The sequence below is a fragment of the Nostoc sp. DSM 114160 genome (genome assembly GCF_053470305.1).
The window spans coordinates 978,097-1,002,315 of sequence record NZ_JBPFGO010000002.1 but is presented as its reverse complement, the minus strand read 5'-3'; the positions used below and the strand labels follow the sequence as shown (position 1 = coordinate 1,002,315).

General features: G+C 42.9%; 18 protein-coding genes. 9 read left to right on the top strand and 9 right to left on the bottom strand.

The window, feature by feature from the left end; all coding sequences use genetic code 11:
- Positions 1–36 precede the first annotated feature (36 nt).
- Both NSTCB13_RS21325 and NSTCB13_RS21320 read right to left on the bottom strand, forming a co-directional pair.
- Entirely contained in the window at positions 37–1,446 is a 1,410-nt protein-coding gene (locus NSTCB13_RS21325) for a family 2B encapsulin nanocompartment shell protein (RefSeq protein ID WP_448273739.1), read from the bottom strand.
- 215 nt (positions 1,447–1,661) lie between these two features.
- Positions 1,662–3,986, bottom strand: a complete 2,325-nt coding sequence (locus tag NSTCB13_RS21320) for a family 2 encapsulin nanocompartment cargo protein terpene cyclase (RefSeq protein WP_448273738.1) — start codon at positions 3,984–3,986, stop codon at positions 1,662–1,664.
- A 106-nt stretch (positions 3,987–4,092) separates the two neighbouring features.
- Between NSTCB13_RS21320 and NSTCB13_RS21315 the strand changes: the two genes are divergently transcribed.
- Together NSTCB13_RS21315 and NSTCB13_RS21310 are read left to right on the top strand one after the other, a co-directional pair.
- Positions 4,093–4,260 (top strand): hypothetical protein, encoded by a 168-nt coding sequence (locus NSTCB13_RS21315; RefSeq protein ID WP_445630875.1) that lies wholly within the window; start codon positions 4,093–4,095, stop codon positions 4,258–4,260.
- A 560-nt stretch (positions 4,261–4,820) separates the two neighbouring features.
- Positions 4,821–5,996 carry a homospermidine biosynthesis protein gene (locus NSTCB13_RS21310; protein WP_322682330.1) on the top strand — a complete coding sequence of 392 codons (1,176 nt, stop codon included), beginning with the start codon at positions 4,821–4,823 and terminating at the stop codon, positions 5,994–5,996.
- Here the strand turns inward: NSTCB13_RS21310 and NSTCB13_RS21305 are convergent.
- Together NSTCB13_RS21305 and NSTCB13_RS21300 are read right to left on the bottom strand one after the other, a co-directional pair.
- Positions 5,993–8,008 carry an adenylate/guanylate cyclase domain-containing protein gene (locus NSTCB13_RS21305; RefSeq protein WP_448273737.1) on the bottom strand — a complete coding sequence of 672 codons (2,016 nt, stop codon included), beginning with the start codon at positions 8,006–8,008 and terminating at the stop codon, positions 5,993–5,995. The genes NSTCB13_RS21310 and NSTCB13_RS21305 overlap by 4 nt on opposite strands.
- Positions 8,009–8,407: 399 nt before the next feature.
- Entirely contained in the window at positions 8,408–9,274 is an 867-nt protein-coding gene (locus NSTCB13_RS21300) for a hypothetical protein (RefSeq protein ID WP_448273736.1), read from the bottom strand.
- Positions 9,275–9,709: 435 nt separating this feature from the next.
- Between NSTCB13_RS21300 and NSTCB13_RS21295 the strand changes: the two genes are divergently transcribed.
- Positions 9,710–9,937 carry a hypothetical protein gene (locus NSTCB13_RS21295; protein WP_448273735.1) on the top strand — a complete coding sequence of 76 codons (228 nt, stop codon included), beginning with the start codon at positions 9,710–9,712 and terminating at the stop codon, positions 9,935–9,937.
- A gap of 172 nt (positions 9,938–10,109) precedes the next feature.
- On the opposite strand, the gene NSTCB13_RS21290 is transcribed toward NSTCB13_RS21295, so the two are convergent.
- Both NSTCB13_RS21290 and NSTCB13_RS21285 read right to left on the bottom strand, forming a co-directional pair.
- Positions 10,110–12,050, bottom strand: a complete 1,941-nt coding sequence (locus tag NSTCB13_RS21290) for a tetratricopeptide repeat protein (RefSeq protein ID WP_448273734.1) — start codon at positions 12,048–12,050, stop codon at positions 10,110–10,112.
- Between the two features lie 38 nt (positions 12,051–12,088).
- Positions 12,089–12,832 (bottom strand): toll/interleukin-1 receptor domain-containing protein, encoded by a 744-nt coding sequence (locus NSTCB13_RS21285; protein WP_448273733.1) that lies wholly within the window; start codon positions 12,830–12,832, stop codon positions 12,089–12,091.
- Positions 12,833–12,977: 145 nt separating this feature from the next.
- Here NSTCB13_RS21285 and NSTCB13_RS21280 point away from each other — a divergent pair, with 145 nt between their 5' ends.
- Complete coding sequence (locus NSTCB13_RS21280; protein WP_448273732.1) at positions 12,978–13,166, top strand: hypothetical protein; 189 nt, start codon at positions 12,978–12,980, stop codon at positions 13,164–13,166.
- A 218-nt stretch (positions 13,167–13,384) separates the two neighbouring features.
- Here the strand turns inward: NSTCB13_RS21280 and NSTCB13_RS21275 are convergent, their stop codons facing one another.
- The 3 genes from NSTCB13_RS21275 to NSTCB13_RS21265 all read right to left on the bottom strand — a co-directional run bounded on the left by NSTCB13_RS21275 (position 13,385) and on the right by NSTCB13_RS21265 (position 15,303).
- On the bottom strand, positions 13,385–13,528 hold the full coding sequence (locus NSTCB13_RS21275; protein ID WP_448273731.1) for a hypothetical protein: 144 nt from the start codon (positions 13,526–13,528) through the stop codon (positions 13,385–13,387).
- Positions 13,529–13,573: 45 nt separating this feature from the next.
- Complete coding sequence (gene speB, locus NSTCB13_RS21270; RefSeq protein ID WP_445630883.1) at positions 13,574–14,617, bottom strand: agmatinase SpeB; 1,044 nt, start codon at positions 14,615–14,617, stop codon at positions 13,574–13,576.
- A 383-nt stretch (positions 14,618–15,000) separates the two neighbouring features.
- Complete coding sequence (locus NSTCB13_RS21265) at positions 15,001–15,303, bottom strand: acylphosphatase (protein ID WP_445630884.1); 303 nt, start codon at positions 15,301–15,303, stop codon at positions 15,001–15,003.
- A 240-nt stretch (positions 15,304–15,543) separates the two neighbouring features.
- Between NSTCB13_RS21265 and NSTCB13_RS21260 the strand changes: the two genes are divergently transcribed.
- The 5 genes from NSTCB13_RS21260 to NSTCB13_RS21240 all read left to right on the top strand — a co-directional run bounded on the left by NSTCB13_RS21260 (position 15,544) and on the right by NSTCB13_RS21240 (position 23,972).
- Positions 15,544–15,918: a DUF1823 family protein gene (locus NSTCB13_RS21260; RefSeq protein ID WP_448273730.1), complete on the top strand. Its 375-nt coding sequence runs from the start codon at positions 15,544–15,546 to the stop codon at positions 15,916–15,918.
- 486 nt (positions 15,919–16,404) lie between these two features.
- Positions 16,405–18,063: an alpha-amylase family glycosyl hydrolase gene (locus tag NSTCB13_RS21255; protein ID WP_448273729.1), complete on the top strand. Its 1,659-nt coding sequence runs from the start codon at positions 16,405–16,407 to the stop codon at positions 18,061–18,063.
- Positions 18,064–18,262: 199 nt separating this feature from the next.
- A complete protein-coding gene (locus NSTCB13_RS21250; RefSeq protein ID WP_445630887.1) occupies positions 18,263–19,321 on the top strand; it encodes a 3-deoxy-7-phosphoheptulonate synthase in 1,059 nt (352 codons plus the stop codon).
- Positions 19,322–19,907: 586 nt separating this feature from the next.
- On the top strand, positions 19,908–22,100 hold the full coding sequence (locus tag NSTCB13_RS21245) for a transglycosylase SLT domain-containing protein (RefSeq protein ID WP_445630888.1): 2,193 nt from the start codon (positions 19,908–19,910) through the stop codon (positions 22,098–22,100).
- Between the two features lie 495 nt (positions 22,101–22,595).
- A complete protein-coding gene (locus tag NSTCB13_RS21240) occupies positions 22,596–23,972 on the top strand; it encodes an MATE family efflux transporter (RefSeq protein WP_448273728.1) in 1,377 nt (458 codons plus the stop codon).
- The last annotated feature ends 247 nt before the right edge of the window (positions 23,973–24,219 follow it).

The following is a 24,219-nucleotide window of genomic DNA, read 5'->3' as shown; positions in this document are numbered from 1 at the left end:
TTTGGGCTTTACAAGCGTGCCATTCACTCCTGATATTTAGCGCCCGATCTCAACATCTTCGAGGATGCCAAGTGCGTCAGGAGTGAGGACGGCTGCGGAGTAATAAGCAGTCACGAGGTAGGAGATGATTGCCTTTTCGCTGATGCCCATGAATCGAACAGACAAGCTGGGTTGGTATTCATCGGGGATACCAGTTTGATGTAAGCCGATTACCCCTTGTTTTTCTACACCAGTGCGGAGCAAAAGAATAGAACTGGTGCGGTTATTGGTGATGGGGATCTTGTTGGAAGGAAAGATCGGTACGCCACGCCAAGATGTGACCTGAACGCCGTTCACATCTACGCTTTGTGGATAGAGACCCAGGCGGTTGGCCTCACGACCGAAGGCAGCGATCGTGCGGGGATGAGCCAGGAAGAATCCCGGCTCCTTCCATACTGTCGCCAACAGTTCGTCAAGGTCGTCGGGGGTAGGTGCGCCGCTACTGCTGTAGATACGCTGTTTGAGGTCGGCGTTGTGCAGCAACCCGAATTCGCGGTTGTTGAGCAACTCGTATTCTTGACGTTCCCGCAATGCTTCAATAGTCAGCCGCAGTTGTTCTTCTGTCTGGTTGTATGGTTCATTGTATAGATCGGCTACCCGCGTACTTACTCGCAAGACCGTTTGAGCAATGCTCAACTCATATTCCCTGGGTGTGAGTTCGTAATCGGCGAAGGTTCCTGGCAACTCAGCCTCTTGGGGATGATCGGCTGCCAGCTCAATAGCAGCTTCACCTTGGGGAGTCTGTGGCTGGTTTAGGCGAAGGCGGAACTGTTCAACATGAGCTTGCAATGCCTCAGACTGAGCGATCGCCCTCTCAAACGCCGCTTGGGGCAGCGACAAAACGATGGTTCTGGTAATCGCCTTTAGGGTGTACTGCCAAGTATCCTCGGATTGCACCACAGTTTCATCGCCGAAATGGTCGCCGTCAGCTAGCACATCGAACACGATCTGCTCGCCATACTTGCCAATACCAATTTTGTTTACCTTGCCACGAGCAATCAGAATCACGCGATCGGCAGGTTGGCCAAGTTCAACAATTACATCATCTGGGGCGTACTCCTGCTGCTCAAACTGGTTTGCCAAGGCGGTCAATACGTCAAGGTTGTTAAACCCCCGCAGCAAGGGCAACTCAGTAAGTTCCAGGGGAATCACCTGCACCGCAGCTCCAGTGTTGGTGAAAGTCACCCGCCCATCACCTACGGAATAGCTCAACCGACGGTTAACTCGATAGGCGCCACCTTTTGTCTGCACCCACGGCAACAACTTCAACAACCACCGGGATGTAATTTCCTGGGTCTGCGGTGCAGATTTGGCCGTTGTCGCCAAATTACGCGCTGCGGCTGTACTTAAAGTTAACAGGGGCTGCCGATCTTCTTCGTTCAAATTGGGATCGTTAGAATACGTCACAACTTAATCCTCCACTTTTTAGTTACTAAAAAAATTGATCTCACGCGATCGCACACTCACCTTGAATTAACCAATACGGTTCAATTAAGTGCTACTGGCAAGAATTTTGGGTTTTGGAGACGCGATAAATCGCCGTCTCTACAGGTGTTTTGTTGCTCATTCTGAAGTGTATTGTTGAACTAACTCACCGACACTTCATTGACCGCGTAATGACCTTAAACTCCCCTCACCGAACCAATACGCCTAGCTGAAGTACCCAGCCCTCTGGGCCCGCTAAGTAGCCGCCCTGCTAAGGAATTACGCAATTCAAATTCCTTATAGCGGTCTACCGCTATATGCCACTTGAGTACGCCGCACATCCACTGCTCTAGTTTCTTGACGTATCCGAGCAGTTTTTCGCGGGTACTTGCATCTAGGTTGAAATCATCGAAAAGAACTGGCAGTTCGGTAGCGACGATCAGTTGAAACTGGAGCGCTCTAGAGGTCATTAGATTGTTGACAACTTCAACAGCCTGTGCCTTACCGCAATTGAGGAAATTCTGAACGACCAGCACACAGTTATGGATTTCGCCCTCGAATTCGATTTCTTTCTGATAGGAGAAGATATCGTTGGTAAAACAGGCGAAGTCGGCGGCGGAATTATCCAGCGATCGCATCGTTCGGGTGCGGTAAATCTCCTGTGGGATCTCGTTACCCTGAGCTAGTCGCGACAGACTCATGGTTAGATCCGAGCCAAAGGTCTTACGGCGCATCTCAATATAATCTATCGGGTCGGGAATCCGATTTTGGATTTGGTTGGCGAGTTCCCACACCCAGCTGTCAGTCATATCCTGAATCGCCCGGCGGAACTGAGTCCGCGCGTTTAGGGACATAGGGCCAGCTGTGCGAGACCAAATATCTGCCAAGCCGGCTTCTACCGGATTGGTCGGAACCTCGCTGGGGGTGGAGTCATCCAGAGGCATAAACGCTGATAGTCGGGCATTGAAGACTTTCGCACCAGCTATGTTGCGGTTATTGCCGTAGAGTGCCGGAAAGTAATCATCGGCATAGGTTCCCCAAACCAGCCAGCAGGCGGTCAAATTCAGCTCGTGACCAGATCCATTCGGATGGATCAACGCACCGCATAGGGCTACATCGGCAACATCAAACTTGTGGTCATCCCAGATGACGGCATCAGGAATCCCAGGTAGCGATTCCAGCATTCCCATCTGGCGCGCCCATTCCTTGGAATGCTTCCGCGCAGCATCCAGATGGGGATTCAAGCTTGTAGTGAAGGGCATGTAAAACTTCGGCAGTGTTACTGGCCCGACAGCCTGGTATGGAACGTGAGTAAAGCTCTTGAACCTTCCTAAACCCAAGGCGGCATATAGCGATTCAATCCGCGCAGCCGATGTGCCTAGCCCTGTAGGGCCTCCTAGAAGTGTGGATGTCGAAGAATTGTTTCCTCCCTTATTCATGTAACGGCTCGATCGCATGTGCCACTCGTGACCGCCCGATTGCCAGTCTTGGAGTCCTTTGATGTAAAGGAGAACATTCACACGAGCCACTGGATCTAGTCCGTACTCCTCAAACAGGGGAGGTAACTCAGTAACGGCAGTGTTATCAAACTGGTATAACCGCGAAGTTAACAGTTCGTTGGTAAGGTTAGCCGCCTCCTGAGTACTGACATTTAAAAAGCGCTCCAACACCAGCACGCAGTTGGCGTTTTCACCTTCATCCTCCACTTCTCTCTGGTAGGAAAATAAGTCGTTGCGAAGATGCACTCCATCGGCAAATGTGTCTTTGAGGATACGCATTGGCCGAGTTGAGGCGATTTGGGGCGGAATTTCTATAAATACGGCGTGTTCGACGAGATCCGCTGACCACGGAGCGCCACCAACTTTGCGGCGCATCTCAATGTATTCGATGGGGTTGGCGACCCGATCTTGGTTGATATTGGCGAGTTCCCACAGAGACTCTTCTAAGAGGTTCTTGGTACTCTCGAAGAATCGAAGTCGCCAGTCCACAGATTTAGTAAAAGCAGTGCGAGACCACAGGTCAGCCAAACCGCGCTCTACTGGGTTGGTCGGAACGGAAGGGGTATCAGTGGGATGCACTGGCATAAACGCTGGCAGCCGATCGAGATACTCCTTTGCCCCAGCCATGTCTTGGGTGCGCTTATAGATTTCCAGGAAGTGATCGTCGAAGAAGAACACCCAAACATACCAGTCGGTTACTAAGTCAAGCTCCGTTCCTGGTGCATCTGGATGGGTATACGAGCAAAGCAAGGCATAGTCGTGAGCATCGAATGTGCGCTCGTCCCAGATAACCGAGCTTTCCGCTTCCTCTTCTGAGCCAAGTATCCCCATCTCGTAAGCCCACGCTTTGGAATGGACTCGTGCCGCTTCCAGGTTTGGGTTCAGCCGTGCGGGCCAAGGCGTGTAAAATTCTGGCAGTTCAAAGGGTTGCATGATCTGCGCTAAACCTCCTCTGGAGTCTTCTTCTATCTTTATTTCGTGGCCGATCTGAGCATTGTTGCAATTTACAAGTATGAATGGCACGCTTGTAAAGCTATAAGCTTTGCCCTAACTGGTTAAGAGCCTGGAGGCTCTTAATCCATTCTCGGAGGCTCCGCCTCCAGTGGCTTGACCAGAGGCAGCAGCCCTCTTGAAATACATTCCCAGTCTTCAGACTGGGAACGAGGTGACACAAGCCTTTCGCCTTTTCGTTAGTGCCATTCTCACAAGTATCATCACTACCCAGCTAGATCCCCACATTTGGTTTGCTCGTGGTGGCTCGTTTCAAGGCGATAGTATTAAGATGCTCATAATCTAAATAACGAGCTATGTACGTTTTATTTGAAGTTTTTGGCAAATCAATTTTTAATACTGAATCTTGGTGCTCTCATAATTTTTCATAGTTGTAAATAAAAAGCAATCCGTAGATTCAAGCCGTTAAGCAAATAGTTCAATCAAAAATTGAAGAATTAGAAGACAGTTAAGACAGTTAAACAAATAGTTCAATCAAAAATTAAAGAATTAAAAGACAGTTAAGACAGTTAAGCAGATAGTTAAAAGATTTAAGATAGTTATTAAAGAAAAAATACTAATTGTTAATTCTTTGCAACTAATGTTTATTAAGGCATTACCATTCCAAAACCGAAAAAGCGATCGCACACACTGAATTACAACCCAGTGTTAGTCAAACTATGGTGCGATTTCGCAGCAATGTGACTAATATGCCTGTAATCATCGAAAAATCCCAAAAGGGCTGAAAAAGTCTTCTCCTACTCCTCACTTACTTTTTCAAGCTAGTGGTAAAAAAATATTGCTGTCACTTTGGCTGAAAGCTAGATACCATTAGATTCGGCGTGTTTACTGTTCGGGAGTGCCAAAATGTCTAAACAGCTGGGTCAAAAAATTGCACCAACACCTATATCAAATGATATCAGTGTGGTGGATTTGATCGATCGATACTTCACCGCTTACAACTCAGCGCGGTTGCGGGAAATCTGCCAACTACTGAGTCGCGATGTCCTAACAGAAGGTGTCACGGTGGGAGTTAGCCTTTCCGGTGCGATGACGCCAGCAGGATTTGGGGTTTCAGCGCTTGCACCTTTGATTCGCAACGGCTTTATTGACTGGATGATTAGCACTGGTGCAAATCTTTACCACGATATGCATTATGGTTTGGGTTTTGAACTCTTTGCTGGTAATCCGTTTTTGGATGATGTGAAACTGCGTCAAGAAGGCACGATCCGCATTTATGACATTATCTTTGGTTATGATGTGCTGCTAGAAACTGATGCGTTCATCCGCAAGATTCTCCAAGGAGAAGCGTTTCAGAAGCGGATGGGAACGGCTGAGTTTCACCATTTACTAGGTAAATATGTCCGAGAAGTAGAAAAACAATTGGGTGTGCAGCATTCCTGCTTGCTAGCTACAGCTTATGAATATGGCGTACCGATTTATACGTCTTCTCCAGGAGATAGCTCAATTGGGATGAACGTAGCGGCTTTAGCATTGGAAGGTTCGCAGTTGGTAATAGATCCATCAATTGACGTGAATGAGACAGCAGCGATCGCATATAATGCCCGTGAATCAGGAGGTAAAAGTGCGGCGGTAATTCTTGGTGGCGGTAGTCCTAAAAACTTTTTGCTACAAACTCAACCGCAACTTCACGAAGTTTTAGGGTTGGAAGAACGAGGACACGATTATTTTGTGCAGTTTACCGATGCACGTCCAGATACAGGCGGTTTATCTGGGGCGACCCCATCGGAAGCTGTCAGCTGGGGTAAAATTGACCCGGATGAGTTACCTAACACAATCGTTTGTTATACCGATAGCACGATCGCTTTACCACTGGTGAGTGCGTATGTGTTAAACAAATGCCAGCCTCGTCCCCTGAAGCGTATATACGACAGGCGAGAAGCCATTTTAGATAAACTGCAAAAAGATTATCTAGCAGCCAAAACCCAACCATCAGATCGGGTTCCAGCAGCAGTTGCTGAAAGTGCTTCACAGCCAACAGCAACTTATCCCTGTGGACGACTGATTCCGAATACTCACTAAGGGAATAGGTAGAAGGGCAGGGGGGCAGGGGAGACAAGGGGACAAGGGGGAATTATAGAACAAGTTTCTCCCTTGTCTACCTTGTCTCTTCTCATGCCTAATGCCCTCATCCCTTGCGTCCCAATCAACAAATAAGTTGTCATCTTCCCTTTGCCTTTAACTTCAATTTCGCCTCGTTTTTCAAATACAAATTCATCACACAAGCACTTATAAGTATTTTCTGTAACTTGGATTTTACCAGCAATACCTTGGGATTCCATAGAGCGAGCGATGTTTACTGTGTCTTTATATTCATAAGTAAACTTATTCAGATCGATGACTTCCCCAACTACCGAACCGCTATGGATGCCGATACGGGTACTGAAATTTTGGTTATTCTCAGTATTAAATAGAGCGATCGCAGTTTGCATATCCAGTGCCATCAGAGCGATCGCTTGAGCAGGATCTTGGCGGCGTGTAGGTAAACCACCAACCACCACATAAGCATCATTAATGGTTCTAATTCTCTCTAAACTATATCGTTCGGTGAGGCGATCGAAAACTGAGAAAATTGGGTTGAGTAGGTTCAGCAGTTGAATTGCACTCATAGAAGTAGCAATTTCGCTGAAGCCAATGATATCTGCAAATAAAACTGTGACATCAGCAAAATCTTCGGCAATTTTAGCTGGTTGTTCTTTCACTTCTCTAGAAATTGCGACTGGCAAAATATTCAGCAATAAACGTTCGGTTTCTTTCTGCTGATAGCGAAGTGCTTCTTCTGCTGCTACTCGCTGGCTGACATTGCGAAAAATGCCGCGAATCGCAACTGGATGACCTTCAACAAATTTACAATTAATATTACCTTCTAAAAAGATTGTTTGACCGTCTTTAGTAACGAATATAGCTGTTACTTGCCCAAGGTTTTCTCCTGATAGTACGCGATAAAATCTTTGCAAACAGCTTTGTTTAAACTCTGGATGTATAATATCGAAAATACTCATATTCGCGATTTCCGCTTCGCTATATCCCAAAGTTTCTCGCCATGCACGATTGACATACAAAAAACGACCAGATGGATTGACACATTGAATCAAGTCATTAGCATTTTCAAATAAATCTCGATATCGCTCTTCACTTTCTACAAGAGCGTCTTCTGCTTGTTTGCGTTTGATAAATTGGGCAATTTGGCTACCAATAGAACCCATCATTTGCAGTAGGTCTTTATCTTTTGGTAGTAACTCCCGACTAAAGAAAACCATCACTCCTAAGATTTCACTATCGTCTAAAATGGGAAAGCCAAAAGCTGCGTGCAATCCAGCCTCCGCAGCCAGTAGCGATCGCCTTTGATCTCCATCTACTGTGATATCTTTAATCCATAAAGGCAAACGCCCGATCCAAATTCGACCAGGTAAGCCAACCCCAGGTGTATAAGTAGTTTGCCAAGTGATTGCTTTAAACTCTCGGACAGAAACTAATCGACTTGACCAAATTTCTACACACCTTAATACTGCATTAAGACTATCTCCTTGTAAGGAAGTGCCAATATATTGGCTTGGTGTCCAAAGTTCGCCTAAATCCCATCCCAAGTTTTGACAAATCGACTGCAAAATTTGGGGAATCCCCTGTTTTATGCTTTGTGATTCTGATAATATGCGAGTAATAGAATACTGGGCACTTGTACGCTGTTCTCGGCGTTGCCAAGCAGTAATATCCCGACCAATATAGACAATATCTTCTAGTCCTTCTGTTTTTTTGGGAATCACTGAACAAGAAAAAGCAATCAACAGTTTCTCTCTAGTTTTGGTTCGACAAACCACTTCTAGATTTTGGGCATTACGCTTTAAATAAGAATGTTGACAAATAGCTTTAATTAAAAATTGATCTTCGTCAATAATTAATGATATTGGTTGATTTATTAATTCTTCTTCCTGAAAACCAAATAATTCTTGAGCAGCATGATTTACTTTTTTTATTTTTCCTGAATTACTGGTTACTAACAAAGCATCTGCCATTGAAGTAATGACTTGTTCCATGTAATTAATGTTTGATTAATATACAAGCCTGTTTTTCCAAAAATTATAGAAAGCTTGATTAATATTTTGAATATACTTCTTTTGGATGATTGACAATTTAATATAATATTGCTGTTTGAGTAGCTTATTGTTAACAGTTGCCTTCATGTTTCATTTTAATCCTATGTGGTATTTTCCAAAACGGCGAATTAGATAAGTATTTCAACCAAATATTGCTGTAAACACCTTTCATTAGTTTTGCTATCTTGAAAGTTGATTTTTCAAGATAGCGCGTAGGCGTAGCCCGTCGTAGACATCGCCAGCATTTAGGAAATTTGCAACTCGTCACTTGATAAGAGAGTGGCGATTCTGTAGCTAGGTTCCCGCTACTTTCTTATTCTTCAATTCCATCAATGAAGTTTATGATTGTGCGCTGGCGACAATTTGATTCCAGGCTTTGACTGCTGTCTGTAAATTCTTTGGCAGGTTATTTTGAGAAATATCGTTGTACTGAACCGTACCTTCTTGGCTGGTGAGGGTGTAGGTGATATAATCAGCAGCACCACTGGGGGCTGGGTAACTCAAATTCCGAAATTTACTAAACTGAGAACGTTCTAGCGATCGCACAAATTGTTGTACCTGTTGGACAGAAACGCGGCGAACACTACGTTCAGAATCATTAGCATCACCAATCCGCACGCGAATCAGTCGTCCATCTTTGAGTAAAACAGTCTCATAGGTTCTGCCAGCAAAACCCCCACTGGAGATTTGGCGAAATACTATATCTCGATCTAACGGTGGTGGTAACTCGCTGGCTGGAATTTGCACAGGATTCAGTGTACTTTCATTAGCCTTTTGATTTAGTCTGACTGCGGAACCTGTTTGATTGGTATGATAAATCCAGTTTTCTTTGCCATTAGATACCACAATCCGCCAACCAGGAACTAAGGCTTGGGTACAGAATTCATCAGCTTGAGGCAGTTCCAAGCAACCATTGCGCCAAGTCTGTTGATTGTAGTTAATAATTTGCAGTTGTCTAGTAGAAATTCCCTGCCTGCGGGCTAAATCGCGCAGTACCGCATTAGCTACTGGACGTGGCAAACGGTTTGGTTTAATATTGTCTTTGATAATTTCATTGCTTGTTTCTAGCGATAAATTAAGAGAAGCCCCCGCCGCACCTTTTACAAGTGTTAAACTGCTAGCAACAGACAAAATTCCAGTCAAAATCAAAGCAGTGAAAATTCGCCCTTGATTGTTGTTAAAGTAGTTTTTCAGCATGATTTTCATAGTAAAATAGAACTAAAAAATAATATCCAGCCACTAATGGACAATAAAGTATATAATTCCAGAACTTCACCAGTTGGAATTACTTTAGTAGCTGTGTTCTGAAACAGATATAGAGACAGACGCTGATATACTGATTGTTTGTTCCTGATACAAATTCTGGATGAAAATGCACTCAATCAAAATGCCCTATACTCTTACGGTAATCAACTAAGAACTCAAAAGTTTAGGCTTCATTAATATCAGGTTTAGTTAAACACTTATGATATTTGTAGGTTGGGTTGAGGAACAAAACCCAACATGAACAAGGATAGATTTTATTATAAGTAATCAAGCAGACATCATATATAGCGGTTCTCGTTTACGTGAAGTACACCCGTAAGGGCACGGTACTGCCGTGCCCCTACACCTGTTGATGTAATGTTGTACCGCATCTGAATGGGAACCGCTATAAGTAGGTGGATTGTCCAACTCACCAACTTACGATCGCTCGACCTGTACAATAATCAACTCAGCAGTCTGCCATTGAAATTTGGACAACTCACCAACCGGCTAAAAGACATGAACACGCTGACTCCTGATATTCACAGCGAATCAGACTTTGAGGAATTGTTGAATACGATCGCACACCTAAATTATTATCTCATTCAGGATTACAGCAAATAATTTGGCGATCGCTATTGACCAATTCTCAAAACAAACAAAGCCATGTCTCCAAGCATACAAGACTATCAGCGATCGCATCGTCAACAACAGGCGATGTCTACGACGAGCTACGCTAACGCACATCGTTTAGATGAATAAGATTGAGAATATTTTACCCACCAAATAAACACCCTCAAAAACCCTTCTTCTCATTCCGAGAAATCTCTAAGTTGTCACGAAACAGAGTGTTACTAGGATCGAGGCGAACAGCTATTTCTAGTTCTGCGATCGCTTCTGACAACTTCCCTTGATCGTACAGCGCTAACCCCAGGTTATTGTGAGCGGCTGCATCGTTTGGGTCGATTTGCAGAGCTTGTTGGTAGGCGGCGATCGCTTCTGACAACTTCCCTTGATCGGACAGCGCACTCCCGAGGTTATTGTGAGCGTTTGCATAGTTTGGGTCGATTTGCAGAGCTTGTTGGTAGGCGGCGATCGCTTCTGACAACTTCCCTTGATTGTACAGCGCTAACCCCAGGTTATAGTGAGCGGCTGCATCGTTTGGGTCGATTTGCAGAGCTTGTTGGTAGGCGGCGATCGCTTCTGACAACTTCCCTTGATTTTTCAGCGCTAACCCCAGGTTATAGTGAGCGATTGCAAAGTTTGGGTCGATTTGCAGAGCTTGTTGGTAGGCGGCGATCGCTTCTGACAACTTCCCTTGCTCGTACAGCGCATTCCCCAGATTATTGTGAGCGGCTGCATTGTTTGGGTCGATTTGCAGAGCTTGTTGGTAGGCGGCGATCGCTTCTGACAACTTCCCTTGATTGGACAGCGCATTCCCCAGATTATTGTGAGCGGCTGCATTGTTTGGGTCGATTTGCAGAGCTTGTTGGTAGGCGGCGATCGCTTCTGACAACTTCCCTTGATTGGACAGCGCATTCCCCAGATTATTGTGAGCGGTTGCAAAGTTTGGGTCGATTTGCAGAGCTTGTTGGTAGGCGGCGATCGCTTCTGACAACTTCCCTTGCTTGTACAGCGCAATCCCCAGATTATTGTGAGCGAATACAGAATTTGGGTCAAGACGGAGGGCTGCTTTGTATTTGAGGGCTGCTTCCTCGAACTTTTTATCTTCCCTTAAACGATCTGCTTCATTTATTAGGCTTGTGACTTTATCTTGGCGCTTTTCTTGCTCTTGTGCAGTGACTTGCTCCTGAAGCAGGGTTACATCCTCATCCCTGAGTTTTAGCATCTGCTGATAATTCTTTAATCCTTCACGGCTGTGGTCACTAAGTGGATACTCCCATTGAAGGACTTTGATTAATTCTTGCTCATATCGTCGCAACTTTTGCTGATAGTCCTCCAGCGATACCTCTACCTTTTGAACACTGACAGCCTTTAGATACAAATCTCCCCTTTGATTGGTTATCGGGTTAAGTTTACCTTTACCTCGAATCCGCAACTTCTTACCAGGACTAAAACCAGATGGAACAGTCACAGTAATTGAGCCATCCTCCAGCGCAATCTTCTTTTCTGTACCGTAGGTCAACTCAGCAATACTAAGAGGGAGTTCTAGCGTCAGGCCAGTTTCAACTTGATTGCCAGGTTGAGATGGAGCATTATCTGCTGCGGGTTTCAGAGCCAGTGGCTCTTGGTTTGCTGAACCTTCTTTGGGGGGCGAGTAATTCGAGCTAGAAACTAATCGCGCCACCTCTTGCCGAATTCCCTTGACCACTTCTAAGAATGCTTCATCTCGGTCAGTCCAGCTTTTTATCGGTTTGCGATTACTAGGCAGAGGTGACAATTTATCAATGGGAGGATTGTCCCAATCTGCATAGCGTAGCAATACCGGGATCACACGAGCCTTACCTGCTGCATTTTGTTCTAAGGCTCGTGTAACTTCAACTGTCCAGTGATAGTCTGAAGCAATAAAATCTGGACTCACCAACAGTAAAATTAGCCCAGCCCGTTTGAGATGCTTATTAATTTCATCCTGAAACTCTTGCCCAGCGATGATTTCGCGCTTTTGCCAACTGGTAATAGTTTGTTCCCGCAGCAAAGTTGCTAGATGCCTCTCTAACTCTTCGCGCAGTTCTTCATCTTTTTGGTGATAAGAAATAAAAACTTCAATAGACTTCATTGGGAGTATGGCGATACTGTCGCTGTTTTAAAATATAACTACAAAAGTTTTTGCTCGATTTCTTCAAGCTGCCGATCTAATCTATTTTGTTCTGTTTGGGCTTCCTGAATTTGCACTTCTAGCTTCAACTTTGTAGATACATCGGTTTCAATGGGGTAAGCTTGGCGCAGCCGACTTAATTTTGTGCTAACCAGGTCATACTGTTGTTGCAGTGAATCCCGTTCTTGCTCTAATCTACGACGCTGGCGCTCAGTTAAACCCCCACTCGTTGCAGGAAGGCTGGAAGTCGCAGGTGTAGTAGTTCCAGAAGCGGCTGAGGAGGAGGGTTTTGTTTTCGCCATTTCCTCAACTACTCTGCGAATCCCTTGAGCGACATTTAAAAAAGCCTCATCTTGGTCTTGCCAGCTTGTGACAGGTTTAGCATTTTTGGGTAATGCTTGCAGTTTCCCAAAAGGCGCACCATTCCAGTCTGACGGCTTAAGAATAATCGGAATTACACGAGCTTCCCGCGTTTCGTGTCGCTCCATTGCCCGTGTCATTTCTTTGTCATAGCAGTAATCTGAAGCCAGAAAGTTAGCACTCACTAGCAGCAGAATGATATCTGCAACTTCAAGATTGTCATCAATGGCATTTGCCCATTCACTCCCAGCACTGATTTCGCGATCGTGCCAAGCTTCAATCACTCCCTGACGTTTCATCATGCTCAGATGAGTTGCCAACTCGTCACGTAACGCTTCATCTTTGTGGGAGTAGGAAAAAAATACTTTAACTGGATTAGACATATTCTTGAATCTACTTAATTAAATAGCTGTATGGGAGTATGTAAGTTAATTTTCCTAAAATAAAAGCCCAAATGGAGAATATTTATTTATTCTCTGCGATCGCACTGCGGTTCGTTACTGAGATAAATCCATCAAATTCACCAGCTTGCAAACAAGCCGCGCACCTAGATTGTTATCCCATTCAGGATTACTAACTTTACAGATATTAAAGGAAATTATTTTGCGATCGCTATTAGCCAATTCCCAAAAAAGACAAAGCGATGTCTTTGATAGGCTACGCCTACGCTTTTTTACTCAACAACTTAAATTCCAAACTGCAACTTCCGGCTTCTGAACTCAACAGTTCGAGCAAAAAGGCGCAACTTCCAACTTCTGAACTCGACAGTCCGAGCAAAAAGGTGCAACTTCCAACTTCTGAACTCCAACCATCAGGCTTTTACAGCTATTTTCAGGTAAATAGACCACGCGGAAGGGGCGCAAGGCCTTGCGCCCCTTCGACAGGTATGGTTCAAATACCTGAAAATAGCTAGAACTCGACAATTCGTGTTCTAACTACGAATTACGAATTGGTCTTAGCCACTCAAAAACCTGCTCAACTGTCAAATCCAGTGTTAAAAACTTTGATGTGGCAAGGCGTAGGTTTCTGGCAGTTTGAGGAATTCTTCGAGGGTCAGAGACGGGATTTGCTGTTGTCATCGCCTTGAGTTCAGTATCATTGCCACTCTGCCAAAATTTTATCGTTTATATTTTCTGCTGAGATAAATCCATCAAATTTGCCAGCTTGTAAACTACCCGCGCCCCAACATTACCATCCCACTCACCATCCCCGACTTCGCAGATATCAAAGCCAATAATTTTTCTCCCACTATTAACCAATTCCCGGAACAGACAAAATGTTTGCTCTAATTCCAACCCACCTGGAACAGGAGTACCTGTACTCGGACAGAGTTTTGGATCTAAACCATCTGCATCAAAGCTAATGTAAACATGCTCCGGTAAATGATTGATAATTTCTCGGCATAAATCAAGCCAAGTTGTTCCAGAGTAAAGCTTTTGCTTAATAGCTGGGTCGTAATAAGCAATAATGCGACTATCAGATTCGTCAATCATTTGCACTTCATCATGACTAATATCACGCAAACCTACCTGCACTAACTTAGTAATTTGCGGTATTTTCATCGCATTAAACATAATCGACGCATGGGAAAACTCAAATCCCTCATAAGCATCGCGTAAATCTGCGTGAGCATCAATGTGCAAAATGCCATAGTTTGGATATTTAGCTGCTAATGCTTGGAAATAACCTAAAGGCGAACTGTGATCTCCACCTATGACTGCAACTCGCTTTCCATTATTAATTGCTGCCTGACAATTTTCAAACAGCCATTGATTAACCTGTTGACCAGCCTGATTAATTTCTGTGAGGACAGATGTTAAATCTGGTGTATCTGAAAGTTGTTTACCTTCGGCTAATCGCCCGATAATTTTTGCTGCCAAAGCGCGGTAGTATGTGTTTTTCTCTAAAATATCTTGGGGAATTTCTTCCATAAAAATTCCCTGCTTCCAACCATCAGGGTGATCGAAATCGAACAAATCTAATTGAGTTGAAGCATCTAGAATTCGCTGTGGGCCATTAGCAGTACCTGCACCATAGGAAACAGTGACTTCCCACGGCACACCAAAAACAATCAAGTTTGCAGACTCATAATCGCAGGGCAAACCTAAGAGGTTGCCATTTATTTCACCTACGCCGCTGGGATTGTAGTCTTTTAATTGATTACTCATTGAGTATCTTCTGGATTTACGTGGATAGACAGCACGCCGCCTAGTTGACATCTGCATTGTAATCAAAATTTTTCACAGTCGGTATAGCGGTCTGTCAAGTTGAAATTGATGGGTAAACAAGCTCGTAGTAAGGACTTTAGTCCTTATTTTTAAGCACTTCGTGCTTACTACAAACCCTTTTACACAGCTTAGACATTACACTAGGATATTTATTTGTATTTAACCAATGAGCGATCGACAAGCGATAGTTGAATCTCGACTTACTTCGACTACGCGGTAGTTGAATCTCGACTTCGCTCGATTACCGCGCAGTCGAAACTCAGTACAAGTCGCTCGATTACCGTGCAGTCGAAACTCAGTACAAGTGACCAATGACTAACTATTTACTCAACCCGCTTCACTTCAAATCCCTGTAACCCTTCCGGTTCCTCATATTCAACTACAACATCTTTAACTACAGCAGCAGGTGGCCCGGAGTGACACCAGCGAACCATGTTCTCTACAACCTCTCGCACCCCTTCAAAAACTGCCTCTACTCGATTATCGGGGAGATTCCGCACCCAACCGGTTAATCCCAATTGCCTAGCTGTATCGACAGTGGAATAGCGATAACCCACTCCTTGGACTCGCCCAGAAATGAATACATGGGCGCGGATAATCTTTGGCAGTGCTGTAGAATTCTGCATAGACTGGTCTAATCTTTACGATATCCAGTCTACCTACTTTGTGTATACACAATCTGTTTTTAACTCCAACTCGCGAAATTAATTCCAGTCTTTCTTAATACCTACTAGTTTTTGTATATTTCCAGCGCTTTTCAAGTAATTAAACTACTCTACTCCTAATTTAAGTCCTAGTCTAAATACCTGAAAACTGCTGTAATTTAAACAGTAGTCAGTTATTCCACTTGGAATTTTGAATTGTTTATGTCTAACCTGCCACCACTTAATACAGAAACAATTTGGGCAATTCTTGACGATAAACTTGATGATGCCACAGTCAATCAGTTGCTATGGCATTATTTAGGTTATCGCTATGACTCCTCAATTGCACAATGGGATACTAACCAAGTTGCACCAGAATGGCATAATGAGTACCCACAACCACCAGATTTCATTGCATCTCGCCCCGCAACTGTCAAGTTGACTCGTTCCATTCCTGCTGAAAATAAACAAATGCTAAAAGACAAACTGGGTTTCAAAGGTTACAAAATTGGAGAATTTGGGCCTAGGCAAACTCGTAGGGCAACGGCAGCAAATTGGTTATTAAGTTATCTACAACAAGTCAACAAAAAAGAGTAGTTTTACAGGATATATTTGGTAAAAAACATCCTAATTTTTACCAAATATATCTGCTATGTTTCAATCTCAAAAAACAATTGGTTTTATTTAATGATTTTTTTATAGTTACAGTAATTTGTAAGTCAAGAAGGTACAAAACGTAGAATGATAAATCAGATATAAACAGTTTCTACCTCTACCTTCTGTCTTCAAATCCGTAACTTGTACTACATTCATCCAAAAGAAAACTGCTGTATATATAATAGTGTTAAAAACATATTATGTTTATAAACGAGATTTACTACATAGTAAATCTGTATTTTAGCCAAGGAATAAATACTGTAAACAGCCAAAAATGAAAAACATATTGTTAATTTTTATAAATAATTCATAAATTATTCCTGAAGATAGAAGCACTGCCGAGCTAATTATTTCTCTAGAACGATTTGTAAATTAAATTAGTATCAGAAAATACTTCTATTACCCCTTGATATTACAAACACTTCTATGGCAAAGCCAATTGAATTTAGTTTATTTGCACCTTATAACAAAGGAGCAGCATTAATTGGTTCTTTTTCTGATTGGCAAGAAATTCCAATGGAAAAAGGTGATGATGGTTATTTTCGTACAAGTGTTGAGCTAGAAGACGGCGTTTATAAATATAAATTCCGCGTTCAATCAAATTCATGGTTTTTTGAACCAGAGCAATGGGTTGATGTTACAGATCCTTATGCAACTGATATAGATGAACAAAGTGGAAAAGATGATGGTATTGTCCGGATAAAAGATGGGCAAAGGATTACCGATACTTATGTTTGGCAACATGATGATAAACCTTTACCTGCTGACCACGAATTAGTAATTTATGAATTGCATGTCGGTGACTTTTCTGGTGGCGAGGACGACCCTTATGCACGAGGCAAGTACAAACACGTAGTTGAAAAGTTAGACTATTTATGTGAACTGGGAATCAACGCTATTGAGTTGATGCCACTGAAAGAATATCCTGGTGATTATAGTTGGGGTTATAATCCCCGTCACTTCTTTGCAACAGAATCAAGTTATGGTTCTACTGCTGAGTTAAAAAATTTGATTGATGAGTGTCATGGTAGAGGCATTCGTGTAATTATTGACGGAATTTACAATCACTCAGAAGCATCTGCTCCTTTAACACAAATTGACCACGATTACTGGTATCATCACGAGCCTCGTGACCCTGACAATAATTGGGGGCCTGAGTTTAATTACGAACATTATGATGAAAAATTAGATATTAAACCAGCCTGGAAATTTATTGGTGATACAATTCGTTTTTGGATTGGAGAATATCATCTTGATGGTATTCGCTATGATGCGGCGCGGCAAATTGCTAACTACGACTTCATGCACTGGATTGTTCAGGAAGCCAAAAAAACTGCTAGCATGAAGCCTTTTTATAATGTTGCCGAACACATTCCTGAAACTACTAGCATTACCAATGTAGATGGGCCAATGGATGGCTGCTGGCATGATAGTTTTTATCACTGCATTCTAGAACACATTTGCGGTGATACATTTGATTTAGAGCGTCTCAAAGATGTGATTGACTGCAAGCGCCAAGGCTTTTTGGGTGCTACCAATGTAGTAAATTATCTCACCAACCACGACCATAATCATGTCATGGTTGAACTGGGGAACCGTGAGATTTTTGACGAAGAAGCATTTCGGCGGGTCAAATTAGGAGTAGCCATCCTAATGACTGCTGTTGGTGTGCCTTTGATTTGGATGGGAGAAGAATTTGGCGAGTATAAACCTAAACAACCTGAATCATCCAAAATTGATTGGACGCTGTTAGGTAACGATCTAAATCGTAGTTTATTTGAATCATACAAAGGCTTAACCAACCTGCGGAAAAGCAATCACGCTCTCTACACAGAAAATATCGATTTTATCCACGAAAATCCTGAAGCAAAAGTATTAGCTTATACTCGTTGGAATGATGAAGGTTCTCGTGTAGTCGTAATTGCAAATTTCTCAGAAAACTTCTTAGCTGACTATCACGTTCCTAACTTTCCTAGTGCTGGTACATGGCACGAGTGGACAGGCAATTATGATGTCGAAGCTGGTGATGATGGTATCATAACTGACTTGGGGCCATACGAAGCTAAGGTGTTTGTATGGCAGTAACGATCTACATTACTGCTTAGTCGGTAGTCTAATAGCAAACAAAAGGGGGAAAATATTTCCCCTTTTTCACTTAGAATTTTACTCATCTACAGTTTAATTAGAAATTTGTCAAGCAGAAAATAAGCTATTTTAAAATTTCACCAGTTTATGTTACACTTTTGAGTTGAAGTGCGTCTATAGAATTGCCAAAGCATCCCCCATGCACAACAAATTATTTAATAGTAATATCGATAACGCTAATATTGAGAACGATCGCATTTTATTAACTCCCAATGAAGTCAAGTCAAAATTACCTTTAACCCAATTAGCCGAACAAAGAGTTTTAGCATATAGACAAGAAATAGAAGATATCCTCGATTTTAAGGATCGCCGGAAATTTATAGTAGTTGGGCCATGCTCAATCCACGACCCAAAAGCAGCGCTCGAATATTCTGAGAGATTGAAAATATTGGCCGAGCAAGTCAAAGATAACTTGCTACTAATTATGCGAGTGTATTTTGAAAAACCAAGAACAACTGTAGGCTGGAAAGGGTTAATTAACGATCCAGATATGGATGATTCTTTCCATGTAGAGAAAGGTTTATTAATTGCACGGGAGCTACTATTAAAAATTACAGAGTTGGGATTACCTGCTGGTACAGAAGCGCTAGATCCAATTATCCCTCAATATATCAGCGAACTGATTACATGGTCTGCCATTGGCGCACGCACAACTGAATCACAAACTCACCGCGAAATGGCCAGTGGACTTTCGATGCCTGTAGGTTTTAAAAACGGTACTGACGGCAATATTCAAGTAGCTTTGAATGCCCTACAATCTGCTGGAAACCCGCATAATTTTCTGGGAATTAATCAAAACGGTCAAGTCAGCGTCTTTCAAACTAAAGGTAATCGCTACGGTCACGTAATTTTAAGGGGTGGTAGTCAACCCAACTTCGATCCAGCAAATGTCAAACTGGTAGAAGAGAAATTAAAACAGGCAAATTTACCACCGAGAATTGTTATCGACTGTAGCCACGGTAATACCAATAAAGATTACAAATTACAAGGTGCTGTCTTAGAAAATATTATTCAGCAAATAGTGGACGGTAATACATCAATTGTTGGCATGATGCTGGAATCGCATTTGTATGAAGGTAGTCAACCGATTACTGGTAAACAAGAAGAATTAAAATATGGTGTTTCTGTAACTGACAAATGTATTAGCTGGGAAGAAACCGAAAAAATTATTTTGGCTGCTCACGAAAAACTTAAATGAGAAGTCAGAAGTCAAAATTCAGAATGCGATCGATGGGGAATTTAGAGAATATTTGTTAAGTATTAATGTATACTAATAAACTTCGCTCCATTTATCTTACTGTTTCGGCAACGGTGTACGCGCAAATTTCAAAACCTGCTCTACATTAGCTTTAATTTGCTAGGGTGCGTTAAAACTAAAGTCCATAACGCACGACAATTCCTGACGGTGCGTTAGACTGAGGCGATAACACACCCGACAAAACTGGAAAATACACAAGTGGTGGCGACGTAATTTATCTATCGAGAGAAGAGTTTCAGATTTGCACTGTCGTGTCAACTTCTTGTAGGGTAAGGGAATTCAGTCGTACCAAATTAGTAGAAGTCGAATCCCCAACTAAGGGCTACCTCCTACCATCTTTAAGATATACCCAAGATAGATGTAATAGGATTTAATATGTGCTAATTACTCAATACTACCAACTGAAAGATTGAAAATGAGTATTTTTCTACATAAAATAAAAAATCTAAAATTAAAAATTGGTAACACTGATGGTTAGGAGTGTTAGAGTTTCAAGAAATTCACCGAAACTTTTCAGCGGGTATTCATGCTGAAGAAACTACAGAAAAAGCAAATTTCGATAATTGCGGGTGCGGCACTGTTTGCCTTTTTAGCTGGGGCAATGGTATCAGCACCTCAGATTGGCAAGTCTCTGGGGAAATGGCTCAAACTGAGTCAGAATCAAGCAGAGCAAAGATCGGACGGTAGTGTTGCCCAATCAGCCGTTTTTGGGCTGATATCGCAATCGCTGCCAGAACGGGCGGCAAAACTAGCAGCGATCGCTGCCGAATCGCGATCGCCAGATCGGAATCGCGCTCGTTATCTTTTGGCGAGTGATTATATTGAAAGAACCCAAGGGCAAAAAGCTCTAGTTTTACTCCAAGGACTAGAGAAAGACTATCCGCTCCTCGCGCCCTACATTTTGCTCAAACAAGCCCAGGCAGAGGATATGCTGGGCGAGGACGGTAAAGCCTCGGATCTCAGGCAAAGGGTGATAAAAGAGTATCCCAAAGAACCAGCCGCAGTCAAAGCGCTATATCTAATTGCCCAACCGAAGCAACAAGAAACTGCGATCGCTCAATTTCCTTCCAATCCGCTAACTTGGGAAATTATCCGCAAACGCTTACAAGAAAATCCCAATCAGCCACAATTACAATTGATTTTGGCTAAGTATGCCTACGATCAACCAGGTATAGTGGGCGTTTTGGATCAGTTAGCAAAACAGACTACCCTCAAACCCGAAGATTGGGAACTCATTGGTACTAGCTATTGGGAAAATAGTCAATTTTTGAAAGCGGCTAATGCTTACGCCAAAGCACCCAAAACATCGCGCAACCTCTACCGTACTGCACGCGGCTTACAGGTGGGAGGCAAAGATAAAGAAAAAGCGATCGCCACCTATAAACAATTAGTGCAGCAATTTCCCAATAGTGAGGAAACTGGGACGGCACTACTGAGATTAGCAGAAACCGCAAAAACACCTAAAGACGGCTTACCCTATCTTGACCAGGCAATTAATAAATTTCCCAAACAAGCTGCTACTGCACTGGCACAAAAAGCCAAAATCCAAACTCTCAAGGATCAAAAGTCAGCTAGCGCGGCGTGGCAATTACTCATAAGTAAATACGGTAACTCTGACGAAGCCGCAGAATACCGTTGGAAAATCGCCCAAGATAAAGCCGAAGCCAAAGATTACGTCGGTGCTTGGCAATGGGCAGAACCAATTGTCACTAATAACCCCAATAGCATTTTGGCTCCAAGAGCAGGCTTTTGGGTAGGTAAATGGGCGGCTGCACTGGGGAAACAGCAAGAATCTAAAACTGCTTATGAATATGTGGTTAGCCAGTTTCCCTACTCTTACTATGCGTGGCGAGCCGCGACAATGTTGGGGCTAAATGTCGGCAACTTTGACAACGTGCGCGTCATGAACCCGGAAGTAATCGCACCCCAGCGTCCATTACCGCCTGCTGGTTCTGAAACTTTCAAAGAATTGTATCTGCTAGGTCAAGACCGCGATGCCTGGTTACAATGGCAAACAGAATTTCAGAACAAAATTCAGCCAACAGTAGCAGAGCAATTTACTGAAGGGTTGGTGCGGCAGGCAAGGGGAGAAAATCTTATCGGAATTGATGAAATTTCTAAATTAGAAGACCGAGAAATACCAGCCGAACTTGCCCAATATCAGACTCTAAGTAAACAAATCACCTACTGGCAAGCGCGTTATCCATTTCCCTATCAGCGAGAGATTGAAAAGTGGTCTATTGACCGTAAACTTAATCCTTTGCTAGTAACTGCTTTGATGCGTCAAGAGTCACGGTTTGAACCAAAAATCAAATCTGTCGCTGATGCTACTGGTTTAATGCAACTGTTGCCGAGTACGGCTAAATGGATCGCCCCACAAATCAAAGTGGATTTCAAAACAATCAACTTAGAAAATCCCAACGATAACATCATGCTGGGTACATGGTATTTGGGTCATACTCACGATCAATATAACAATAACTCCTTGCTGGCGATCGCTAGTTACAATGCTGGCCCCGGCAATGTCTCTAAATGGTTGCAAACTCTAACTACAAAAGATCCAGATGAGTTTGTTGAAGAAATTCCCTTTGATGAAACTAAAAACTATGTGCGGCAAGTATTTGGTAACTACTGGAATTATCTAAGGCTTTACAACCCGGAAATTTCTGGCGTAGTGACAAAGTACTCGACCACACACCCACAACTACCAACGCGATAATCTTAGAAAGTTATGAGTTGTGAGTGTTGAGTTCAAGCAATTTTTTAATTCAAAATTCACAACTCATACGGGAATCCGGTTTGATTCGGAGAATTTACTTGTGTAGGCAGGGAATAGGGAACAGGAAAGAAAGCTTTTTAAGATGTACTGAGTTTTTTCACCCAATCAAATATGAGTCTTATAGTGATATCTGTTTAGCTAATTACTAATAGGTATTACTTTCAATACTAACTACAATACTGTTATTACAACCATAAATGCTGGTACATTAAAGCTGGACATAGGTAATAGCAAAGCCTGGTCAAAAGCATCACTTTTACCCAGGTTGACAATGTGCTATTAGTGACAGTTGAAGATAGTCAATAACTTGTCATCTGCTGGAAATGGGGTTAGGAAACACAATTTTTGGAGAGGCGATCGCTAATAGCTTGAGTTGATTACACCTGTGGCGTTAATATATCTTAATGTATTCAGTATTGCTTTTTTAGCGCCCCAATGGAGTTAACCTCAAAAGAATTTAAGTCAGAACTGATATTAGAAGTCCAAGCCTGCCTGCTATTAGCAGTTCCTTTGGTAATTACTCAAATATTAGAAGCAGGCATTCCTTTATTGGATGGGGTGATGATGGGCTTACTTAACAGCCAAGCTTTAGCTGCGGGTGCTTTAGGTGCTGTTACCTTTTCTACCCTAGCTTCCGTTTGTCGTTCTGTTCTTTCAGCCGCAGGTGTGAGTGTCGCCAATGCTTTTGGTGCAGGAAAGATAGACCAAGTGAGCCGTGCTACCGGTCAAGGAATTTGGTTAGCCGTGACAATGTGCTTACCTGTGATGTTTATCATTTGGCACTTTGACTATATTCTGCTGTTAACTGGTCAAGAAGAAAGCAATGTATTATTAGCTCAAACATATTTGCGGTCTATTGTTTGGGGTTTTCCGGCTGCACTCGGTTTTTGTATCTTAAAAGAAGTTAGCTCTGCCCTCAATCGTCCCCAATTCTTAACAGTAATTACGGTAGCTGGACTACTATTAAATGCGGTTGCTAATTACCTGCTAATGTTCGGTAAATTTGGTTTACCAGCCCTTGGTTTAGCCGGTATCGGTTGGGGAAGCACACTCATTTTTTGGCTAAATTTTATCGCTGCCGCTAGTTGGATTTGCTTTGATAACTACTTTAAAGACTATCAGCTTGATTGTGCTTTGCATCAGTTCGATAAAGATATGTTTATAGATATCTTCCAAACTGGGTGGTTTTTGGGGTTGCAGTATGGAGCAGAAATTGGAGTATTTACTGCCACTGCTTTAATGATGGGGTGGTTTGGAACAGAGACGTTAGCAGCACATGAAATTACCGTCGAGACAGAAAGTTTTGTCGAAACAGTATCTATAGGTATTTCCTATGCCGTCACGATGAGAGTAGGACAGTTGAGGGGACAAAAGGATTTCAAGGGTGCAAGCATAGCGGGATTAGTCTGTATTGCGCTTGTTACTCCTTTTGTAAGTATTGTGGCACTAATTTTTTGGCTGTTTCCCAACTATATTGTGGCAATGTATTTGGATACCAGTAATCTAGATAATATCGAGATAGTTAAAACGGCAACTTCTTTCCTAGCTGCGGGGGCAATAGTCCAAATATTTTATTCTATTCAGACTATTGCTGCTGGTGCTTTAATCGGGTTGAAAGACACCAAAGTGCCAGTGTTAATTACTATGTTCGCTTACTGGATAGTAGGTCTAGGTGGGGGCTATCTAATGGCATTCACTTTCGGCTGGGGTGCTATAGGTTTATGGTTGGGTTTAGTACTAGGGCTACTTATGGGTGCAGTGCTTTTAACTCGGCGTTTTTATCTTTTGACTTCTGAGATTGAGTCTGATTGACTAAAGAGGACTTGGGGACAAGGGAAAAGACTTGTTGCAATACTTGTCGGTTAAGGGGAAAAGGGGAAGGGGAAAAGGGAAAGAAAAAACTTTTAACCTTTACCCTTTAACCTTTTCCCCAAACCCAATTCCGATTTAAAAATGCTTAACCGAGCAGTATTGAGACTTGTTGTAAGTTCTCACCTTTTGTCACCTTGTCCCCTTGTCCCCTTGCTCCCCTGCTCCCTGCCCCCTACCAAGTTGTGCA